15 protein-coding genes and 1 riboswitch are annotated in these 20,803 nt (G+C 70.4%); of the genes, 10 read left to right on the top strand and 5 right to left on the bottom strand.

Going from position 1 to position 20,803, the window contains the following annotated elements; genetic code table 11:
- Positions 1-268: 268 nt before the first annotated feature.
- Complete coding sequence (locus tag ABZ267_RS04720) at positions 269-1,039, top strand: helix-turn-helix domain-containing protein (RefSeq protein ID WP_356756017.1); 771 nt, start codon at positions 269-271, stop codon at positions 1,037-1,039.
- Between the two features lie 101 nt (positions 1,040-1,140).
- Complete coding sequence (locus ABZ267_RS04715) at positions 1,141-1,578, top strand: SsgA family sporulation/cell division regulator (RefSeq protein WP_356756015.1); 438 nt, start codon at positions 1,141-1,143, stop codon at positions 1,576-1,578.
- Positions 1,579-1,612: 34 nt separating this feature from the next.
- On the opposite strand, the gene ABZ267_RS04710 is transcribed toward ABZ267_RS04715, so the two are convergent.
- Positions 1,613-2,959, bottom strand: a complete 1,347-nt coding sequence (locus tag ABZ267_RS04710) for a YibE/F family protein (RefSeq protein ID WP_356756013.1) — start codon at positions 2,957-2,959, stop codon at positions 1,613-1,615.
- 70 nt (positions 2,960-3,029) lie between these two features.
- Positions 3,030-3,163: riboswitch (TPP riboswitch) on the top strand.
- Between ABZ267_RS04710 and thiC the strand changes: the two genes are divergently transcribed.
- Both thiC and ABZ267_RS04700 read left to right on the top strand, forming a co-directional pair.
- Positions 3,156-4,958, top strand: a complete 1,803-nt coding sequence (thiC, locus tag ABZ267_RS04705) for a phosphomethylpyrimidine synthase ThiC (RefSeq protein ID WP_356756011.1) — start codon at positions 3,156-3,158, stop codon at positions 4,956-4,958. Its footprint overlaps the riboswitch before it by 8 nt.
- Before the next feature lie 306 nt (positions 4,959-5,264).
- Positions 5,265-5,621 carry a DUF805 domain-containing protein gene (locus tag ABZ267_RS04700; RefSeq protein ID WP_356756009.1) on the top strand — a complete coding sequence of 119 codons (357 nt, stop codon included), beginning with the start codon at positions 5,265-5,267 and terminating at the stop codon, positions 5,619-5,621.
- A 92-nt stretch (positions 5,622-5,713) separates the two neighbouring features.
- On the opposite strand, the gene ABZ267_RS04695 is transcribed toward ABZ267_RS04700, so the two are convergent.
- The 3 genes from ABZ267_RS04695 to ABZ267_RS04685 form a co-directional block, all read right to left on the bottom strand.
- Positions 5,714-6,535, bottom strand: coding sequence for a hypothetical protein (locus ABZ267_RS04695; RefSeq protein ID WP_356756007.1), 822 nt, complete (start codon positions 6,533-6,535; stop codon positions 5,714-5,716).
- A 181-nt stretch (positions 6,536-6,716) separates the two neighbouring features.
- Positions 6,717-7,874, bottom strand: coding sequence for a metallophosphoesterase (locus tag ABZ267_RS04690; protein WP_356756005.1), 1,158 nt, complete (start codon positions 7,872-7,874; stop codon positions 6,717-6,719).
- A 174-nt stretch (positions 7,875-8,048) separates the two neighbouring features.
- On the bottom strand, positions 8,049-9,161 hold the full coding sequence (locus tag ABZ267_RS04685) for a LacI family DNA-binding transcriptional regulator (protein WP_151511369.1): 1,113 nt from the start codon (positions 9,159-9,161) through the stop codon (positions 8,049-8,051).
- Positions 9,162-9,570: 409 nt separating this feature from the next.
- Here ABZ267_RS04685 and hisC point away from each other — a divergent pair, with 409 nt between their 5' ends.
- The 5 genes from hisC (at position 9,571) to ABZ267_RS04660 (ending at position 18,871) form a co-directional block, all read left to right on the top strand.
- Positions 9,571-10,650 (top strand): histidinol-phosphate transaminase, encoded by a 1,080-nt coding sequence (gene hisC / locus ABZ267_RS04680; RefSeq protein WP_356756003.1) that lies wholly within the window; start codon positions 9,571-9,573, stop codon positions 10,648-10,650.
- 264 nt (positions 10,651-10,914) lie between these two features.
- Positions 10,915-12,426, top strand: a complete 1,512-nt coding sequence (locus ABZ267_RS04675; protein WP_356756001.1) for a cytochrome ubiquinol oxidase subunit I — start codon at positions 10,915-10,917, stop codon at positions 12,424-12,426.
- An 18-nt stretch (positions 12,427-12,444) separates the two neighbouring features.
- Entirely contained in the window at positions 12,445-13,446 is a 1,002-nt protein-coding gene (gene cydB, locus ABZ267_RS04670; protein ID WP_356755999.1) for a cytochrome d ubiquinol oxidase subunit II, read from the top strand.
- 81 nt (positions 13,447-13,527) lie between these two features.
- On the top strand, positions 13,528-17,088 hold the full coding sequence (cydD, locus tag ABZ267_RS04665) for a thiol reductant ABC exporter subunit CydD (protein WP_356755997.1): 3,561 nt from the start codon (positions 13,528-13,530) through the stop codon (positions 17,086-17,088).
- 70 nt (positions 17,089-17,158) lie between these two features.
- Positions 17,159-18,871 (top strand): GAF domain-containing protein, encoded by a 1,713-nt coding sequence (locus ABZ267_RS04660; protein ID WP_356755995.1) that lies wholly within the window; start codon positions 17,159-17,161, stop codon positions 18,869-18,871.
- Positions 18,872-18,927: 56 nt separating this feature from the next.
- On the opposite strand, the gene ABZ267_RS04655 is transcribed toward ABZ267_RS04660, so the two are convergent.
- Complete coding sequence (locus tag ABZ267_RS04655) at positions 18,928-19,773, bottom strand: Cof-type HAD-IIB family hydrolase (RefSeq protein ID WP_356755993.1); 846 nt, start codon at positions 19,771-19,773, stop codon at positions 18,928-18,930.
- Between the two features lie 155 nt (positions 19,774-19,928).
- Here ABZ267_RS04655 and ABZ267_RS04650 point away from each other — a divergent pair, with 155 nt between their 5' ends.
- The gene (locus ABZ267_RS04650) at positions 19,929-20,801 is read left to right on the top strand and encodes a DUF72 domain-containing protein (protein ID WP_356755992.1); all 873 of its coding nucleotides are present in this window, start codon (positions 19,929-19,931) and stop codon (positions 20,799-20,801) included.
- Positions 20,802-20,803 lie beyond the last annotated feature (2 nt).

Below are 20,803 nucleotides of genomic sequence, written 5' to 3'. Positions count from 1 at the left end.
AGGCTGCCGCGGGCCCGTGCGGGATCGGGGGTGCGCACAGGCCTGCGGATTAGCCCAGCTGAGCTAAGTCCCGGAGGAAAACACCCTCCTGCCGGAGGCGGCCGATACAGTGACATAACGCTGCCGCCACCTGGAATGTGACCTTCTGTCACCGAACCGACCGAGTGACCAGTGGTTTGAACGACAGTCCGGTCGTGGGTGCGGCAGGCCCGTGGGGGCGGCCCCCACGGGAGGGCCGACGGCCCGTCACCATGCCTGGGAGTGACCTTTGACCACGGCATCGAGCACCGCTGTCCCGACGTTGATCGGCTCTGTTCAGCGGGCGTTGAGGCTGCTGGAGGCTGTGGGCAGCCATCGGGACGGGGCGCCCGCCAAGCAACTCGCGCGGGAGGCGGGGCTACCGCTGCCGACGGCGTACCACCTGCTGCGCACACTGACCCATGAGGGCTACCTCCGCCGGGAGAACGGCGTCTTCCTCTTCGGTGCGGCCGCCGAGAACCTGACCGCTGCCCGGGGCTCCAGGCGCCGCCCCGCCTCCGTCACCGACTCCCTCGCACACTGGCGGGACACCATCGGCGTCCCGGTGTACTGCGCCGTCTACCGCGACGGCGAGATCGAGCTCATCGCGGTCGCGGACGCTCCCGACGCCCCGGCGGTTGACGAGTGGGCTTCCTTCCGGGAGACCGGTCACGCGCACGCGATCGGGCAGTGTCTTCTCGGCCAGCTCGACGAGAAGGACCGCGAGGACCACCTCGACCGGCACCCCGTTCGGCCCCTTACTCGTTACTCAGTGCGAGATCGCACGGCGCTTCTGGAACGGCTCCGAACGCTGCGCCGGGGTGAACCGGTCATCGAACGCCAGGAGTACGCACTGGGGACCGTCTGCGCCGCCATTCCCGTCACAGCCGGTGCCACCATTGCGGCGATGGCCATTTCCGTACCTCTGGACCGGGAAGAACGGTTGCTGCCCGCAGTCGAACAGCTACGTGGCGAAGTGGCGAGCCTCTTGCGTTCGTTCGTGTTCTCTATCAGTATCTGAAAAATCACTCCTTGTGATCTGCTATCGCGTGCACCACGATGGCGTCAATGGGGCCATGGGGGATCATTCCTGGCCAGTTTCATCTACTGCGGGGTTGAACGATGCGCGAGTCGGTTCAAGCAGAGGTCATGATGAGCTTCCTCGTCTCCGAGGAGCTCTCGTTCCGTATTCCGGTGGAGCTCCGGTACGAGGTGGCTGATCCTTATGCCATCCGGATGACGTTCCATCTGCCCGGCGATGCCCCGGTGACCTGGGCGTTCGGCCGTGAGCTGCTGCTGGACGGGCTCAACAGCCCCAGTGGCGACGGCGATGTGCACATCGGCCCGACCGAACCCGAAGGTCTCGGCGATGTGCACATCCGCCTCCAGGTCGGTGCGGACCGCGCGCTGTTCCGGGCCGGTACGGCACCGCTCGTCGCCTTCCTCGACAGAACCGACAAGCTGGTGCCGCTCGGTCAGGAGCACACGCTGGGTGACTTCGACGGCAACCTGGAGGACGCGCTCGGCCGCATCCTCGCCGAGGAACAGAACGCGGGCTGAGCCGCACCGCACGTACCTCCCCGCCTCACGCCTCTCACGCCTTACGGCGGCGCCCCCTGCCCGTCCGTGCGGGCGCGGCGGCCGTGGACGAGGAGGTGGAGGCGCCCGGGCGGTCCGCGGAGACCACCAGCGCGGCGAGCACCGTCGTCACCGGCACCGAGGCGACCAGACCGATCGAGCCGACCAGCGTCCGCACGATCTCCTCGGCGACCAGCTCGCTGTTGGCCACCGCGCCCACGCTGCTCTGGGCGATGGAGAAGAGCAGCAGCAGCGGCAGCGCCGCGCCCGCGTACGCCAGCACCAGGGTGTTCACGACCGAGGCGATGTGGTCCCGTCCGATTCGGATACCTGCCCGGTAGAGCCCGCGCCAACCCATCCGCGGGTCCGCCTGGTGCAGTTCCCAGACGGCGGAGGTCTGGGTGACCGTCACATCGTCGAGCACACCGAGCGATCCGATGATGACACCGGCCAGCAGCAGACCGCTCATGTCGATGTCCGGGTAGAGGCCGTGGATGAGGCCGGTGTTGTCGTCGGTGTTGCCGCTCAGGTCCGCCCAGCCGATGAAGAGCGACCCGAGCAGGCCGATCAGCAGCAGGGAGATCAGCGTTCCGATGACGGCGACGGAGGTCCGGGCCGTCACCCCGTGGCACATGTAGAGCGCCGCCAGCATGATGGCGCTGGCCCCGATCACCGCCACCACCAGCGGATTCGAGCCCTGGAGGATCGCCGGCAGGATGAACAGGGTCAGTACGGCGAACGAGACGGCCAGCGCCACCAGCGCCATCACCCCGCGCAGCCGGCCCACCGCGACCACCGCCAGGGCGAAGATCGCGGCCAGCAGCGTCATGGGGATCTTCCGGTTCACATCGGTGACGCTGTACTGGAGGTCGCGCGGTGCGTCGGGTGCGTACGCCACCACCACGCCCTGGCCCTCGCGCAGTTGACGCGGCGCGTCCGGCTGGACCACCTCGACGAACTTACGGCCCTTGTCGTCGCCGCTGGTCACCTCGACGGTCGCCTTCGCGCACTTCCCCTCCTGCTCGGCGACCGCCTCGCGGCCCGAGGGCGTGGAGGTGTCGCCGGTCGGCGGGACCTGTGCGGCGTTGACGTCGGCGCAGTCGACCTTGACGACCTGGACGACCTTGCCGTCCTGGGTCTGCCGGTCGAATCCGACGCCGGTGCGCTCGTGGTCGGGGGCGCCGCCGGGCCAGAACGCGATCAGACCGACGACGACCGCCGTGGCGAACGGGATCACCACGGCGGCGATGACCTTGCGCAGGTGCTTGGAGACCGGTGCGGCGGGTCCGTGGCTGTGCGTGTGGCCGTGGCTGTGGCCCTGGGGCGGCGGCTGGGGTGCGGGGTCGCTTTGGGGGGAGGTCACGGGGCGATCATCGCAAGAACGGGAGGGCCCTCTGGTCAGCTCGCCGGAAAGGACGCTAGCGTGGAGGCACCTTTGCACACGCGGGAGCTCGGAGCACCGGGCTGAGAGGGCGCTGACCGCCGTACATCCGTACGGGACACGCTGCGCCGACCGCCGAACCTGTTACCGGGTAATGCCGGCGTAGGGAGTAGGTCTCATGACCACAGCGGACGCAAGCACGCCTGCCTCGAAACAGAACGACGGAACGCCGGACGGCGCTCCGAACGACGAGGCCGGGAAGTCCATCGGCTGGCACAAGGGGTACGTCCAGGGCTCACGCCCGGACCTCCGGGTGCCGGTTCGACAGGTGCACCTCACCAACGGCAAGGACGTGACGCTGTACGACACGTCGGGGCCGTACACCGATCCCGGAATCGACACCGATGTCCGCCGGGGCCTCGCGCCCCTGCGGGAGAACTGGATCATCGCCCGCGGCGACACCGAGGAGTACGCGGGCCGCCCGGTCCGCCCCGAGGACGACGGGCTCAAGCACACCTCGCCGCGCGGCGGGCTGCGCAACCTCGACGCCGTCTTCCCGGGCCGCCCGCGCCAGCCGCGCCGCAGCCGCGACGGACGGCCCGTCACCCAGCTCGCGTACGCCCGGCGCGGCGAGATCACGCCGGAGATGGAGTACGTCGCGATCCGGGAGAACGTCGAGGCCGAAGTCGTACGCGAGGAGATCGCGGCGGGCCGGGCGGTGCTGCCGGCCAACGTCAACCATCCGGAGATCGAGCCGATGATCATCGGCAAGCGGTTCCTGGTGAAGGTCAACGCCAACATCGGCAACTCGGCCGTCACCTCCTCCATCGAGGAGGAGGTGGACAAGATGACCTGGGCGACCAAGTGGGGCGCCGACACGGTCATGGACCTGTCCACCGGCCGCAACATCCACACCACCCGCGAGTGGGTGCTGCGCAACTCCCCCGTGCCGATCGGAACGGTGCCGCTCTACCAGGCGTTGGAGAAGGTGGACGGCCGAGCCGAGGAGCTCACCTGGGAGATCTACAAGGACACCGTCATCGAACAGGCCGAGCAAGGCGTGGACTACATGACGGTGCACGCCGGAGTACGCCTGCCGTACGTGCCGCTGACGGCCCGCCGTAAGACCGGCATCGTCTCGCGCGGCGGATCGATCATGGCGGCCTGGTGCCTGGCGCACCACAAGGAGTCGTTCCTCTACGAGCACTTCGAGGAGCTCTGCGAGATCCTCGCGACGTACGACGTCACCTACTCCCTCGGTGACGGACTGCGCCCCGGCTCGATCGCGGACGCCAACGACGAGGCGCAGTTCGCCGAACTGCGCACGCTGGGCGAGCTGAACACCATCGCCAAGCGGTTCGGCGTGCAGACGATGATCGAGGGCCCCGGGCACGTCCCGATGCACAAGATCAAGGAGAACATCGACCTCCAGCAGGAGATCTGCGAGGAGGCGCCGTTCTACACGCTCGGCCCGCTGACCACGGATGTCGCGCCCGCCTACGACCACATCACCTCGGGCATCGGCGCCGCGATGATCGCCTGGTGGGGCACCGCGATGCTCTGCTACGTCACGCCCAAGGAGCACCTGGGCCTGCCCAACCGGGACGACGTGAAGACCGGAGTCATCACCTACAAGATCGCCGCCCACGCGGCCGACCTCGCCAAGGGCCACCCGGGCGCGCAGGAGTGGGACGACGCGCTCTCCGACGCGCGGTTCGAGTTCCGGTGGGAGGACCAGTTCAACCTGGCCCTCGACCCGGACACGGCCCGGGAGTTCCACGACGAGACACTGCCGGCCGAGCCGGCGAAGACGGCGCACTTCTGCTCGATGTGCGGGCCGAAGTTCTGCTCGATGAAGATCTCGCAGGACATCCGGCGTCAGCACGGCGGTTCGCAGGAGGAGATCGAGGAGGGCATGGCCGAGAAGTCGAAGGAGTTCGCGGCCTCCGGCAACCGGGTCTACCTGCCGATCGCCGACTAGCACCGCGGACCGCCTCTCCGTCCCCGACGCCCCGTCCGGCGCCGGGGACGGCTTGCGTACGGGCCAGTCGTCCATGACGTGACGCCAAGATCCTTCAGCCATGGGCGACTTGCCGTCTTGGTCATCATCTGGCGTGATAACGGGCCTTGTTAAGCGACAGTATGGACACAGTCGTGTGGCAGCTGGATGTACGTTTCGCAGCTGCGTCAACTGAGCTTGACCCGTTCCTTATCTGTGGCTTACTTTCCGGCTTGCTTGGCTGAAATTTGGTGGCCCTCGCACGGAGGGCCTGGGGAGGGAATCACAGTGAACTGGTACCTGGCCGTACTCAAGAACTACGCAGGCTTCAGCGGACGAGCGCGCCGCAAGGAGTACTGGATGTTCACGCTCATCAACCTGATCATTGCGGCTGTCCTGTACGGTCTCGGCCTCGCGATCGACACGGCGATCCCGTACCTCATCTACGTCCTCGCGACGTTCATCCCGTCGCTCGCCGTGCTGGTGCGCCGCCTGCACGACACCGGCCGGTCCGGCTGGTGGTTCTTCATCTCGTTCGTCCCGCTGGTCGGCGGCATCATCCTGCTCGTCTTCCTCGCCTCGGAAGGCAAGCAGGAGCCGAACCAGCACGGCACCAACCCGAAGCTCGCTCCGCAGGTGGTCTGATCCACCACTGCTCCGGCCCTGCCGGAGCGTCGCACAGGCCGGGCGCGGCACTCGCCGCCCCGGCCTGTGGCGTTTTTCGGAACGCGCGGGTCCTACTCCGGCCGGTGGTCCGGTCCGCCGAAGTCCGGGCTGGTGAAGTCGGGGCTCGTGAAGGTCGGGCGGGGTCCGGCCGACGGGCCGTCCTCCGGGCCGGAGAAGTCCGGCCTGCTGTAGCCGACCTTCGGGATGCGGTTGGGCGAGCGGTGCGGGGTCCGCGCGGCGGGGCCCGCGGTCGGGTCGGCCAGGGCATCCCGCAGGAACGGCAGGATGCCGCGCTCCAGCAGCGCGTGGCGCCAGGCCTCCCGGGCCCGGGCGACCTCTTCCGGAAGCTCGGCCTCCTCGTCCTCGGCGGCGAGCGAGGTCGAACCGTTGCGCAGGGCCGTGACGAGCAGTCCCACGGCGGCGACCAGGATGGCCGCGGCGGCGAGGGCCGCGAAGAACCACCCGGCCGCGACCATGGTGGTGCCAAAGCCGACGGACGGGCTGAGGGCCCTCATCAGATAGCCGACGAGCAGGAAGATCACGGCGGCGGCGCCCGCGAGGAGCGGCGTCAGGACCGTGAGGACCGCTCCTACGCCGGCGCCCGGCCCGGTGGCCGACGAGGCGTCCCCGTACTGCTCGCCCTCCGGTACGGTCGCGTTCGCCGCGCGCAGCTCGGTCCGGGCCTTGACGTAGTGCTCGTACTCGGTGGCCGCGGCGGAGGTGATCAGCGCCGTGGCGTTGAGCGCCATCGTGCGCAGCTGTTCGGTGTTGAGCCGGTCGCCGACGCCTTCCAGGTCCGGGCGTTCGTGGGCGTGACGCAGCGCGTCGCCGAGGATCCGGGCGTACTCGGGACCGTCCTCGGCTTGCAGGTGCGGAGCGCTTGTCATCTGCATCCCCCGATGCTCCGTCGGGCCCGGCAGCCCGCGTTGGCCGGGCGATCGGGCGGAAACGGAGGAGAGCCTGCTACTGATGAGCCGATGGTAGAGCGCTCACGGCGCGCGGTGACAGGGTGTTTCCGGAAATAGGCCCGATGATCGGCGCGGTCCGATCCAGGAGCGTCTTCCCCGTCAGCGCTCAGTCATGCAGCGGGAGTTGGACGACCAGAAGCTTTCCGGCCATGGTCACTCCGCCGTCCATGGCGATGGCGAGCCCGTCCGCGTAGACGTGCGGACCGTTCACCACCGGCCCCGAACCGTCCTCGCCGTCCTCCGTGCCGACCTCGCCCAGGAGGTACGGAATCGGGCTGTGACCGTGGACGACGCGCTGTCCGCCGTACGTCGTCAGCAGCTCGCGCACCGCTTGTGCGCCGCCCTCGTCGCGGAAGGCGAACCGCTTGGTGAGCTTGCGGAAGAGGTCCCAGCACTCGTCGGCGTCGTTGCGCGTGAGGATGTCGGTGATCGTGTCGTTGACGGCGTCGATGGTGGTGCCGTAGTCCAGGTAGGCCGTCGTGTCGGAGTGCATCAGCAGATGCCCGTCCTCCTCGACGACCGCGTCGAGCCGGGACATCCACTGCAGGTGCACGTCCTGAAGGCGGTCCATGTCGCTCTTCTGGCCGCCGTTGAGCAGCCAGGCGGCCTGGAAGGTGGCGGTGCCCGCACCGGAGTTGACGGGGGTGTCGGAGAACCGCTTGGCGCCGATCAGCAGCAGTTCGTGATTGCCCATCAGGGCCTTGCAGTAGCCGCCGGCCGCCGCCGCCTCGGCGGAGAGCCGCATGACGAGGTCGATGACGCCGATGCCGTCCGGGCCCCGGTCGGTGAAGTCGCCCAGGAACCAGAGCCGGGCGTTGCCCGCGGCCCAGTTGCCGTCGGCGTCGATGAGGCCCTGCGCGGCGAGGGCGGCCAGCAGCTCGTCCAGATAGCCGTGGACGTCGCCGACGACGAAGAGCGGGCCGCGCCCTTCCTCGGTGACGGGACGGGACTCGGGGACGGTGTCCATCGCGACGGTGTCGCCGCGGTTGATGACCGGGAGGTCGCGCTCGGTGGGGGTGTAGCCCTCCGGAGGCTCGTCGCCGACGGCCACGTTGCCGGGATGCGGCGGGCGGGGCGGGGCGGGGGCGTGCGGGAGCACGGAGGCGTGCGGCGCGGGCGGCGCCGGCGCGTGCGGAGGCACGGACGGGTGCGGCGCCGCGCCGGGCGCCGGCGGTGGTACGGGTGTCTGCGCGTACGGCGGAACTCTGAAGTCACGCAACGTCGCCGTCCGCACCACGGGTTCCTGACCGGCCCCCTGAGTCATCGACCCCTCCACCACCGTCGCGCCGCCGTACACCTGACGGGCCCTGCCTGGTAGAGGTGGTCCGCGGTGTCGTGCGCCCATCATAGGAATGCGGATCGATCTGTGTGACGCACCAGGGGTGGTGAATCCGCGCGCACGTACGGTTCACCGGCCGATTGGTCCGAAAAAAGACGATCAATCCCTGCTCGGGGAGCGTGGCGGGCTGACCGTGGTGCGCGGTGGACGGCGTTGCGAGGAGGTCCGGACGATGAGCTCCGTCGGTATCACCTGCTCCACCGGACCGTCGTGCTCCACGCCTTCGATGGCGTCGATGAGGAGCTGGACGACGGCCGTGCCGATGCGGCGCGGCTTCAGCGAGAGCGTCGTGATGGGCGGTTCGGTGGCCGCGTACACGGTGGACTCGCTGCAGCAGACCAGCAGCAGGTCCTCGGGGACCCGCAGGCCGTAGCGGCGGGCGGCCGCGAGGAGGTCGGTGCCGTTGGGGTCGAAGAGCCCGTAGACGGCGTCGGGCCGGTCCGGTCGGGCGAGCAGCCGGTCGGCGGCGACCGCGCCCGCGCAGGGGTCGTGTGCCGGGTAGGACTCGTAGACGGGATCCTGGCCGACCCGCTCGCACCAGTGGAGGTAGGCGGTGGTGGAGAGCCGCGTGTACGTGTCGGTGGTGGTGCCGGTCAGCAGGCCGATCCGGCGGGCCCCGGCGGCGGCGAGGTGGTCGAGGAGGTCGAGCACGGCGGCCCGGTGGTCGTTGTCGACCCAGGCGGTGACGGGGAGCGTGCCGGCCGGGCGGCCGTCCGAGACGACGGGCAGCCCTTGGCGGACGAGTTCGGTGACGACCGGGTCCTGGTCGGAGGGGTCGATGACGACGGTCCCGTCGAGCGCGACGTTCGACCAGACGTCGTGGCGGGAGGTGGCGGGGAGGATGACGAGTGCGTAGCCGCGGGCGAGCGCCGCCGAGGTCGCGGCTCTCGCCATCTCCGCGAAGTACGCGAATTCGGTGAAGGTGAAAGGTTCATCCCCGTACGTGGTCACGGTCAGGCCGATCAGCCCCGACTTGCCGGTACGGAGGGTTCGGGCCGCTGCGGAGGGGCGGTAGCCCAAGCGCTCTGCGACCTCGCGGACATGGCTGCGGGTGGCGTCCGGGAGCCTGCCCTTGCCGTTGAGCGCGTCGGAGACGGTCGTGATCGAGACTCCGGCCGCGGCGGCCACATCACGGATCCCCGCCCGTCCTGGCCGGCCGCTGCGCCGGGGGGTCTCCGTCCGGCTCACCTGGTGCTTCCCTGCTGCTGTCATGGCGAGCCGATAGTAGGGCTCCGAGGGGTGGTCGGTCCGGTCGCATATGCACCCATTGACAGGCACGTTTCTGCATGATCATTCACTGTCAATTGCCTTGCAAAGAAAGGGCGTTGGCGGCTCTGGCTTTAATGTGTCAGGTGTTGGCGGTCGACGGCCTGCTGAATGGTCGATGTCTCGAAGAGGTCTCAACTCACCACTTCGGGGGACGCGCGCCACGGCGTGAGACACGGGCGCGCGCCGGAACTGCAAACGCTCCCCCTGAGGAAGCCTCCTGGCGCGGACCATTCCCGGCACTGCGGGAGATTCCGCTCCCGGGCCATTCGCAGCGGCGCCCAATCCTCATAAGGTGAGCAGTATTGATGTGTACGACGGTATGGATGCGTACGACGGTCGAGGAGGACCTGCGGTGAGCGAGACGAGCCCCAAGCTGCGCGCCGAGCTGGACGGTGTTCCCGCCTATGTGCCGGGCAAGCCGGCCGCGGTCGGCGGACCGGTCGCGTACAAGCTGTCCTCCAACGAGAACCCCTACCCGCCGCTGCCGGGGGTCCTGGAGTCGGCGATCAGTGCGGCGGGCAGCTTCAACCGCTACCCGGACATGGCGTGCACCGGGCTGATGAGCGAGTTGTCGGACCGGTTCGGTGTGCCGCTCTCGCGCCTGGCCACCGGCACCGGATCGGTCGGGGTGGCGCAGCAGCTGCTCCAGGCCACCTCGGGCCCGGGCGACGAGGTCATCTACGCCTGGCGGTCCTTCGAGGCGTACCCGATCATCACGCAGGTGAGCGGTGCGACCTCGGTGAAGGTCCCGCTGACCAGCGGTGAGGTGCACGATCTCGACGCGATGGCCGCGGCGATCACCGACCGGACCCGGCTGATCTTCGTCTGCAACCCGAACAACCCCACCGGGACCGTGGTGCGCCGGGCCGAGCTGGAGCGGTTCCTGGACCGGGTGCCGAGCGATGTGCTGGTGGTGCTCGACGAGGCGTACAAGGAGTTCATCCGGGACGCCGATGTGCCCGACGGCATCGAGATCTACCGGGACCGGCCCAATGTGGCGGTGCTGCGGACCTTCTCGAAGGCGTACGGGCTCGCGGGGCTGCGCGTCGGGTTCGCCGTCGCCCATGAGCCGGTGGCCGCCGCGCTGCGGAAGACCGCCGTCCCCTTCGGCGTCAGCCAGCTCGCGCAGGACGCGGCGGTCGCCTCGCTGCGCGCCGAGGACGAGCTGCTGGGCCGGGTCGGCTCGCTGGTCTCCGAGCGGAGCCGGGTGGGCGAGGAGCTGGTGCGGCAGGGCTGGACCGTGCCGGAGTCGCACGCCAACTTCGTCTGGCTGCGGCTCGGCGAGCGGACCCTCGACTTCGCCGCCGCCTGTGAGCGGGCCGGTGTGGTGGTGCGGCCGTTCAAGGGTGAGGGCGTACGGGTCTCGATCGGGGAGAGCGAGGGCAACGACCTCTTCCTGAAGGCGGCGGAGGCGTTCCGCGCGGAGCTGTAGCACTTCGGCGCTCGGCGGCCGGTGGCCCCTGACCTCGTTCTACGAGGTCAGGGGCCTTTTGCGTACGTCCAGGGGCGCGTGTGGCCGAAAGGGGTACCCCCGGCGAACGGCCCGAAAGTGTGTGCGCCATAATTGCTTGTGAATGTGAACGCGTTCACAAGCGTGCCCCGTTTGGTCCCATGATCGGTGGGATTAAAGGGGCGGAGTGCCCGGTGTGGCCACGGCGACGTGGCGTCACCACGGCGACGTAAGGAGAAAGACGACGTGGACCTCGCTCTGGCGCCGGAGACCCTGGCGCGCTGGCAGTTCGGCATCACCACCGTCTACCACTTCCTCTTCGTTCCGCTGACGATCTCGCTCGCCGCGCTCACCGCCGGCCTGCAGACCGCCTGGGTGCGGACGAACAACGAGAAGTACCTCAGGGCCACCAAGTTCTGGGGCAAGCTGTTCCTGATCAACATCGCCATGGGCGTTGTGACGGGCATCGTCCAGGAGTTCCAGTTCGGTATGAACTGGTCGGACTACTCGCGCTTCGTCGGTGACGTCTTCGGCGCTCCGCTCGCCTTCGAGGCGCTGATCGCCTTCTTCTTCGAGTCCACCTTCATCGGGCTGTGGATCTTCGGCTGGGACCGGCTGCCGAAGAAGATCCACCTCGCCTGCATGTGGATGGTCTCGCTCGGCACGATCCTCTCCGCCTACTTCATCCTGGCGGCCAACTCCTGGATGCAGCACCCGGTCGGCTACCGCATCAACGAGGAGCGCGGCCGCGCCGAGCTCACCGACTTCTGGAAGGTGCTCACCCAGGACACCGCGGTGACGCAGTTCTTCCACACCATCACGGCGGCCTTCCTGGTCGGCGGGGCGTTCATGGTCGGCATCGCCGCCTTCCACCTCGCGCGCAAGAAGCACATCCCGGTGATGCGGACCTCGCTGCGGCTCGGTCTGGTCACGGTCGTCATCGCCGGACTGCTCACCGCCGTCAGCGGCGACTCACTGGCCAAGGTGATGTTCCGCCAGCAGCCGATGAAGATGGCCGCCGCCGAGGCGCTGTGGGACGGGCAGAACGGCGCGCCCTTCTCGATCTTCGCGTACGGAGATGTCAGCGAGGGCCACAACTCCGTCGAGATCTCGCTGCCCGGCGTGCTCTCCTTCCTCGCCGACAACGACCTGAACTCCTACGTCCCCGGCATCAACGACATCAACAAGACGCTGGAGGAGAAGTACGGTCCCGGCGACTACCGGCCCAACATCCCGGTCGCGTTCTGGGGCTTCCGCTGGATGATCGGCTTCGGGATGGCCTCCTTCGGCCTCGGCATCCTCGGGCTCTGGCTGACCCGGCGGAAGTTCCTGCTGCCACCGGCGCTGCGGACCGGTGAGGACGAGGTGCCGAACCTGGTCCTCTTCCGGAACAAGGCGCTGAGCCCGAAGTTCACCAAGCTCTACTGGCTCACCGCACTCTGGACCCTGCTCTTCCCGCTCATCGCCAACTCCTGGGGCTGGATCTTCACCGAGATGGGCCGCCAGCCATGGGTGGTCTACGGCGTCCTCCAGACCCGCGACGGGGTCTCCCCCGGCGTATCGCAGGGCGAGATCCTCACCTCGATGATCCTTTTCACCCTCGTCTACGCGATCCTCGCGGTCGTCGAGGTCAAGCTGCTCGTGAAGTACATCAAGGCCGGGCCGCCGGAGCTCACCGAGTCCGACCTCAACCCGCCCACCCGGATCAACGGCCACGACGACGAAGACGCCGACCGGCCCATGGCCTTCTCGTACTGAGAGCACAGGAGCTGAGAGATGGAACTCCACGACATCTGGTTCGTGCTCATCGCCGTCCTCTGGATCGGCTACTTCTTCCTGGAGGGATTCGACTTCGGCATCGGAGTCCTCACCAAGCTGCTCGCCCGCGACCGCAAGGAGCGGCGGGTCCTCATCAACACGATCGGGCCCGTCTGGGACGGCAACGAGGTCTGGCTGCTCAGTGCGGGCGGCGCGACCTTCGCCGCCTTCCCCGAGTGGTACGCCACGCTGTTCTCCGGCTTCTACCTGCCGCTGCTGATCATCCTGCTCTGCCTGATCGTGCGCGGCGTCGCCTTCGAGTACCGGGCCAAGCGGACCGGTGAGCGGTGGCAGACGAACTGGGAGAACGCCATCTTCTGGACCTCGCTCATCCCGGCGGTGCTGTGGGGCGTGGCCTTCGGGAACATCGTGCGCGGTGTGAAGATCGACGCCGACATGGAGTACGTCGGCAACTTCTTCGACCTGCTGAACCCGTACGCGCTCCTCGGCGGGCTCGTCACGCTCTTCCTCTTCACCTTCCACGGCGCGGTGTTCGCCGCGCTCAAGACGGCCGGTGACATCCGGGTACGGGCGCGCTCGCTGGCGCTGAAGCTGGGCCTGGCCACGGCGGTGCTGGCGCTGGGATTCCTGCTCTGGACCCAGGCCGCGAGCGGTGGCCGATGGAGCCTGGCGGCGCTGATCGTGGCGGTGGTGGCGCTGGTGGCGGCGATCGGGGCCATCGCCAAGGGACGCGAGGGCTGGTCGTTCGCGTTCTCGGGACTGACGATCGTGGCAGCGGTGGGGATGCTGTTCCTGACGCTCTTCCCGAACGTCATGCCATCCTCGCTGAACGAGGCCTGGAACCTCACGGTCACCAACGCCTCCTCCACGCCGTACACGCTGAAGATCATGACTTGGTGCGCCGGCATCGCCACACCGATGGTGTTGCTGTACCAGAGCTGGACGTACTGGGTGTTCCGCAAGCGGATCGGCACCCAGCACATCGCGGATGCGCACTGATCCGTACCGGCCTCGCCGGGTCGTGTTTCACGTGAAACACGACCCGGCTCACCTCGCTGACACCGCTGGGGGATGTTTCACGTGAAACCGATCGACCCGCGTCTGGTGCGGTACGCCCGAGCCACCCGCTTCTTCCTTGCTGCCGTGGTGGGTCTCGGCCTGGTCGGCGCCGCGCTGGTGATCGCTCAGGCGATGCTCATCGCGGAGGTCGTGGTGGGCGGGTTCGAGGACGGGCTCACCGTCACCGAGCTCCGTACGCCGTTGCTCCTGCTCGCGGCGGTCGCCGTCGGCCGCGCCCTGGTCGCCTGGCTCACCGAGCTGGCGGCCCACCGGGCGAGCGCGGCGGTCAAGTCCGAGCTGCGCGGCCGGCTCCTGGAGCGGGCCGCGCAGCTCGGACCCGGCTGGCTGAGCGGTCAGCGCACCGGCTCTCTGGTGGCGCTGGCGACACGTGGAGTGGACGCGCTCGACGACTACTTCGCGCGCTATCTGCCGCAGCTCGGACTCGCGGTCGTCGTGCCGGTGGCGGTGCTGGCCCGGATCGTCACCGAGGACTGGGTCTCGGCGGCGATCATCGTGGTCACGCTGCCGCTCATTCCGCTCTTCATGATCCTGATCGGCTGGGCCACCCAGTCCCGGATGGACCGGCAGTGGCAGCTGCTCTCCCGGCTCTCCGGTCACTTCCTGGACGTCGTCGCCGGGCTGCCGACGCTCAAGGTCTTCGGCCGCGCCAAGGCGCAGGCGGAGTCGATCCGCACCATCACCTCGCAGTACCGCCGGGCCACCCTGCGCACTCTGCGGATCGCCTTCCTCTCCTCGTTCGCCCTGGAGCTGCTCGCGACCCTGTCGGTCGCGCTCGTCGCCGTCACCATCGGCATGCGGCTGGTACACGGAGAGCTCGACCTCTACACCGGTCTGGTGGTCCTGATCCTGGCCCCGGAGGCATATCTGCCGATCCGGCAGGTCGGTGCGCAGTACCACGCGGCGGCGGAGGGGCTCTCGGCCGCCGAGGAGATCTTCGCGGTCCTGGAGACCGAGCCCCGGGCCGGCGGCACCGAGGACGTGCCGGACTCGACGCGCCTGGAGCTGGAGGACGTGACGGTACGCCATGAGGGCCGCACCGATCCGTCGCTGGACGCGGCCTCGCTCACCGTCGAGCCGGGGGAGACCGTGGCCTTGGTCGGGCGGAGCGGCGTCGGCAAGTCGACGCTGCTGAACGTGGTCCTGGGGTTCGCCGTACCGGATGAGGGACACGTCCGGGTCGGTGGCCGGGACCTCGCGGAGCTGGACCTGGAGCGCTGGCGGAGCCGGATCGCCTGGGTGCCGCAGCGGCCGCACCTCTTCGCGGGCACGATCGCGGAGAACGTCCGCCTCGCCCGGCCCGACGCCGCCGACGAGGCGGTGGCGGCGGCGCTGCGGGAGGCCGGTGCGTACGACTTCGTTGCCGAGCTGCCGGACGGCGAGCGGACCCTGCTCGGCGAGGACGGGGCCGGGCTCTCCGCCGGTCAGCGCCAGCGCCTCGCCCTGGCCCGCGCGTTCCTGGCCGACCGGCCGCTGCTGCTCCTGGACGAGCCGACCGCGAGCCTGGACGGCGAAACGGAGGCGGGCATCGTCGAGGCCGTACGGAGGCTGGCGGTGGGCCGGACCGTGCTCCTGGTCGTCCACCGCCCGGCGCTGCTCGCGGTGGCGGACCGGGTGGTGACGCTGGAGCCGCGCGAGGTGCAGGCTTCCGTGCCTGCCACGACGGATGCGCCCGGACTGCCCGTTCCGCAGCCCCTCGCGGGCGGTGAGCCGCTGGACGCGCGGCGGCCCGGAGACGTGCTGGAGGCGGCGGACCTGCTGGAGCCCGGAGACGTACGGGAGGCCGCGACCGAGGTGCTGCGGGAGACCGACGCGCGCTCCGGGCGGGTCCTCGCGCGGGTCCGGGAGGCGGCGGGTGCGCAGCGCGGGCAGCTGGGCCTGGCGCTGCTGCTCGGCAGCCTCGCCGTCGGTTCGGCCGTGGGGCTCATGGCCGTCTCCGGCTGGCTGATCTCCCGAGCCTCCGAACAGCCGCCCGTGCTCTACCTGATGATGGCCGTCACGGCGACGCGCGCCTTCGGCATCGGCCGGGCGGTCTTCCGGTACGCGGAGCGCCTCGTCTCCCACGACGCCGTGCTCAAGCTGCTGGCCGAACTGCGGGTGGCGGTCTACCGCGGCCTCGAACGTGTCGCGCCCGCCGGGCTGCGCACGGTGCGCCGAGGTGATCTGCTCTCCCGGCTCGTCGCCGATGTGGACGCGCTCCAGGACTACTGGCTGCGCTGGCTGCTGCCCGCCGGAACCGCGCTCACGGTCTCGGTGGCCGCCGCCGGGTTCACCGGCTGGCTGCTGCCCGAGGCGGGCGTGGTCCTGGCGGGCGGGCTGCTCGTCGCCGGCGTCGGTGTGCCGCTGGTCAGCGGTGCCTTCGCCCGCCGTACGGAACGTCAGCTGGCGCCCGCGCGCGCCGCCCTGGCCACCCGCGTCACCGATCTCCTCGGCGGAACGGCCGAGCTGACCGTCGCCGGCGCGCTCCCGGCCCGCCAGGCCCACATGCGGACCGCCGACGGCCTGCTGACCCGGATCGCCTCCCGCGCGGCCACCGCCACGGCCCTCGGCGGCGGCCTCTCGGCCCTGGTCTGCGGGCTCACCGTGGTGGCCGCCGCACTCGTCGCCGTGCCCGCCGTGAAGGACGGCCGACTCTCCGGCGTCGCGCTCGCGGTGGTGGTGCTCACGCCGCTCGCCGCCTTCGAGGCCGTCACCGGAATGCCGCTCGCGGTGCAGTACCGCCAGCGGGTGCTGCGGAGCGCGGAGCGCGTGTACGAGGTGCTCGACGCCCCCGTCCCCGTACAGGAGCCCGCGAGCCCGGCGGATGCGCCTGCCTCGCCGTTCCCGCTGGAGGTACGGGGTCTCTCGGCCCGCTACCCGGGGGCCGACCGCGACGCCCTGGAGCCGCTCGACCTCACCTTGGTGCCCGGCCGCCGGATCGCCGTCGTCGGCCCTTCCGGCTCCGGCAAGACGACGCTCGCGCAGGTCCTCCTCCGCTTCCTGGACGCCTCCTCGGGGACGTACCGCCTCGGCGGTGTGCAGGCGGCCGACCTGGACGGCGACACCGTACGGCGCTCCGTCGGCCTGTGCGCCCAGGACGCCCACGTCTTCGACAGTTCCATCCGCGAGAACCTGCGCCTCGCCCGTACCGGCGCGACCGACGCCGAACTGGACGACGCGCTCTCCCGGGCCCGGCTGCTGGAGTGGGTCCGCTCGCTCCCGGAGGGGCTGGACACTCCGGTGGGTGAGCACGGCGCCCGGCTCTCCGGCGGCCAGCGCCAGCGCCTGGCCCTGGCCCGGGCGCTGCTGGCCGACTTCCCGGTCCTCGTCCTGGACGAGCCGGCCGAGCACCTCGACCTGGCGACCGCCGACGCGCTCACCGCCGACCTGCTGGCGGCGACCGAAGGGCGGACGACCGTCCTGATCACCCACCGGCTGGCCGGAGTCGAGGCGGTCGACGAGGTGCTGGTGCTGGAGGCGGGCCGGGTGGCGCAGCGCGGACCGTACGCGGAGCTGGCGGCCGAGGAAGGGCCGCTGCGCCGGATGCTGGAACGGGAGAAGGAGACGGTGGCGGCGAGGGCGTGAGCCTGTGTGGCCGGCCTGCGGAGGAAAAACCCGACTTTCCTCCGCAATCGCCACTAACTAGGCTCGGCTCATGGCAGAGCCGGAGCCGGACCCGCAGGACTCACTCGACGCCGCCACGCAGGCCACTCGCAGCCTGCAAGGCCTCTCCACCGAGCTGACCGCCCGGGTCCCGCAACTCCTGGAGGCGATGCGTGCGGTCGGCACCGGGCTGGAGCTGCACTCCACTCTCGACCGCATCTGTGCGACCGCCGCCGAGCTCGCCCACGCCCGGTACGCCGCCATCGGCGTCGTCGACGAGGCGGGTGAAGGGCTCTCCGACTTCGTCACGCACGGCGTCCCGGACGAGGTCGCGCGGGCGATCGGGCGCACACCCGACGGCCACCGGGGTCTGCTGGGCGCGCTGATCCACGATCCCGAACCCGTACGGCTGGCCGATCTGGCCGGTGATCCGCGCTCCGCCGGATTTCCGTCGGGCCACCCGCCGATGCGGAGCTTCCTCGGCGTACCGATCCGGGTCCAGGGAGAGGTCTTCGGCAACCTCTACCTGACCGAGAAGCAGGACGGCGGCGAGTTCAGCGACTACGACCTGCACATGGTGCGGGTGCTCGCCACCGAGGCCGGGATCGCCATCGGCAACGCCCGGCTGTACGAGGCGGCGCGCCAGCGGGAGCGCTGGATCGACGGTTCGGTGGCGGTGACCACCGCTCTCCTCTCGGGCGGGGACGCCGACGACGCGCTCTCCGTGGTCGCCGAACAGGCCCGCCACCTCGCCGATTCCGCCGCCGGGATCGTGCTGCTGCCCACCGGTGACGGCGGGCTGGAGATCGTCGCGGTCTCCGCCGACGACCCCTCGTCCTCGCTCGGAGTGATCATCCCGGCCCGCTCCACGGTGGTGGCGAAACTGCTGGCGGGCGAGGCGGTCTTCATCGACGACTCGGCCGCCGACAGCCGGATGGTCACCAGGCTGGCCGGCCTCTTCGGGCCCAGCATGCTGCTGCCGCTGCAGAGCGGCGGCCGGGTGCTCGGCGCACTGGCGACGCCCCGGGCGCGCGGCGCGCGGCCGTTCAGCCGGACCGAGCGGACACTCGCCACCCAGTTCGCCTCGCAGGCGGCCCTCGCGCTGATGATGGCCGAGGCGCAGCGCGACCGGGAGCGGCTCGCGGTCTACGAGGACCGCGACCGGATCGCCCGCGACCTCCACGACCTCGTCATCCAGCGGCTGTTCGCCACCGGGATGATGCTGGAGAGCGCCCAGCGCCGGTCGGTGGTCCCGGAGGTGCGGACCGGTGTGGGCCGGGCGGTCGACGAGCTGGACGTGACCATCCAGGAGATCCGTACGGCGATCTTCGCGCTCCAGCAGGAACCGGCCGAGGCCCCGTCGGGGCTCCGCACCCGTGTTCTGCGGGAGATCAACATGGCGGCGGTCCCGCTCGGCTTCAAGCCCTCGCACCGCTTCCTCGGCACCGTGGACGCGCTCGTCGGCGAGCTGACCGGCAAGAACCTGGTCGCCGCGCTGCGCGAGGCCCTGTCCAACGCGTTCCGGCACGCCGGAGCCTCGGTGATCGACGTGGTCGTGGACGCCACGGCGACCCTGCCGGACGGGCGGAGCGCGGTGCGTCTCTCGGTGGCGGACGACGGGGTCGGCATCCCGGAGGGCGGTCGCCGCAGTGGGCTGCGGAACCTGGCGCGCCGGGCGGAGTCGCTGGGCGGGGCGAGCTGGTTCGGGCCGGGGATCGGGGAGGACGGGGGCGGGACGACGGTGGTGTGGGAGGCGCCGCTGTGAGGCGGCCGGTGCGCGCGGTCAGCGGGTGGCACGGCGAGTCGCTCAGGTGACGGCTGTCAGCGGCCGGCGAGGATCCGCTCGATGACCACGGCCACGCCGTCCTCCTCGTTGGTGAGGGTCTGCCCCGAGGCGGCGGCCAGCGCGGCGGGGTGGGCGTTGCCCATCGCGTACGAGGCTCCGGCCCAGCCGAGCATCTCGACGTCGTTCGGCATGTCGCCGAAGGCGACCACCTCGGTGGGCGCGATGCCGCGCTCCTCGCAACAGGCGGCGAGCGTGCTGGCCTTGGAGACGCCGAGCCCGCTGACCTCCAGGAGCGCGGAGGGGCTGGACCGGGTGATGGAGGCCCGCTCCCCGGCCGCCGTACGGGCCAGAGCGAGGAAGGCGTCCGGCGGCATCTCGGTGTGGTGGGCGAGGAGCTTCAGCACCGGAGCGCCCTCGCCCGGCACGTCCTCGTGCAGCAGCTTCTCCGCGATGGCGACGGTGGCGCCCGGGTCCAGGTGGAAGGGCGGATAGGCCGGCTCGTAGTGGATGCCGGTGGTCAGCTCGACGGCGAAGGAGGTGCCGGGAGCGACATCGCGCAGCGTGTGCACGACGTGCAGAGCGGCCTCGCGCTCCAGCGCCCGTACGGTGAGCAGCTCGCGGTCCGCCCGCAGATCGGTGACCACGGCGCCGTTCGCGCAGATCGCCAGCCCGTGACCCTGCACATGGTCGCTGACGACGCCCATCCAGCGGGCCGGCCTGCCGGTGACGAAGAAGACCTCGATCCCGGCTTCCTCGGCCGCCGCGAGCGCGGCGACGGTGCGCGCGGAGAGGGTCTTGTCGTCACGCAGCAGGGTGCCGTCCAGGTCGGTCGCGATCAGCCGGGTCACGGCAGGCAGAGGCGCATCGGTAGCTGAGGTCACCTCGTCATTCTCGCCCACCGGAGTGCACGTGCGTGCGGAGGGGCGCACATGTGAGTGGGCGCGCCTCTGAACTGCAGAACATTCCTCAGGCATATGCCAAAGAGTTTCAGGCGCACGCGAGGAGTCCGCCGGAGTCCTCGGGGAAGGCGTGCGGGATGGGAGAGATCCGCGTCGGAACCTGCTCATGGACGGACAAGGCGCTGGTGGCGAGCGGCTGGTACCCGCCGGGCCGCCGCGATGCCGAGGGCAGGCTGCGGCACTACGCCGAGCGGTTTCCGGTGGCCGAGGTGGACTCCACGTATTACGGACTGCCGTCCACCCGCAACAGCCTGCTGTGGGCGGACCGCACGCCTGCGGGCTTCCGGTTCGATGTGAAGGCGTTCTCCCTGCTCACCGGCCATCCGACCCGACCGGAAGCGCTCCCCGCCGACCTGCGCCCGGCCCTGGTGCGGCAGTCGGCACGTGACGGTGTCGATCCCGGGCTCCTCGACGAGGTCTGGAATCGGTACAGCGCGGCCCTCGAACCGCTGCGGGCCTCCGGCCGGCTCGGGACGCTGGTGTTCCAGTTCCCGCCCGGGCTCCAGCCGGGCCGGCCGGCGGTGGAGTTCCTGCGCCGGTGCCGTGAGCGGGCGGCGGGCTGGCCGGTGGCCGTGGAGTTCCGGCATCCGGGCTGGTGGCGCGAGGACCACCGCGACGCGACGACCGCCCTGCTGACCGAGCTGGACGCGACCGCCGTGGCCGTGGACATGGTGCAGACGCTGCCCATGTCCGTACCACCGGTCGTACGGGTCACCACTTCGGCGCTCGCGCTGGTGCGGTTCCACGGCCGCAACACCGCCTGGGGAACCGGCACCAAGGAGGAGAGGTTCCGGCACACCTACACGCCGGAGGAACTCACCGAGTGGGTACCGCGCATCCGCGCGACGGCCGAGCGGGCGCGGGAGGTCCACGTCCTGTTCAACAACTGCTGCGGTGACGCCGCCGTCCGTGCGGCGGAGGCGATGCGCCACCTGCTGGGCCTCTCGTAGGG

Source organism: Streptomyces sp. NPDC006174, from assembly GCF_040614075.1.
Lineage (GTDB): Bacteria > Actinomycetota > Actinomycetes > Streptomycetales > Streptomycetaceae > Streptomyces.
The sequence above is the reverse complement of the archived record's forward strand: the minus strand, read 5'-3'. Positions and strand labels throughout refer to the sequence as shown.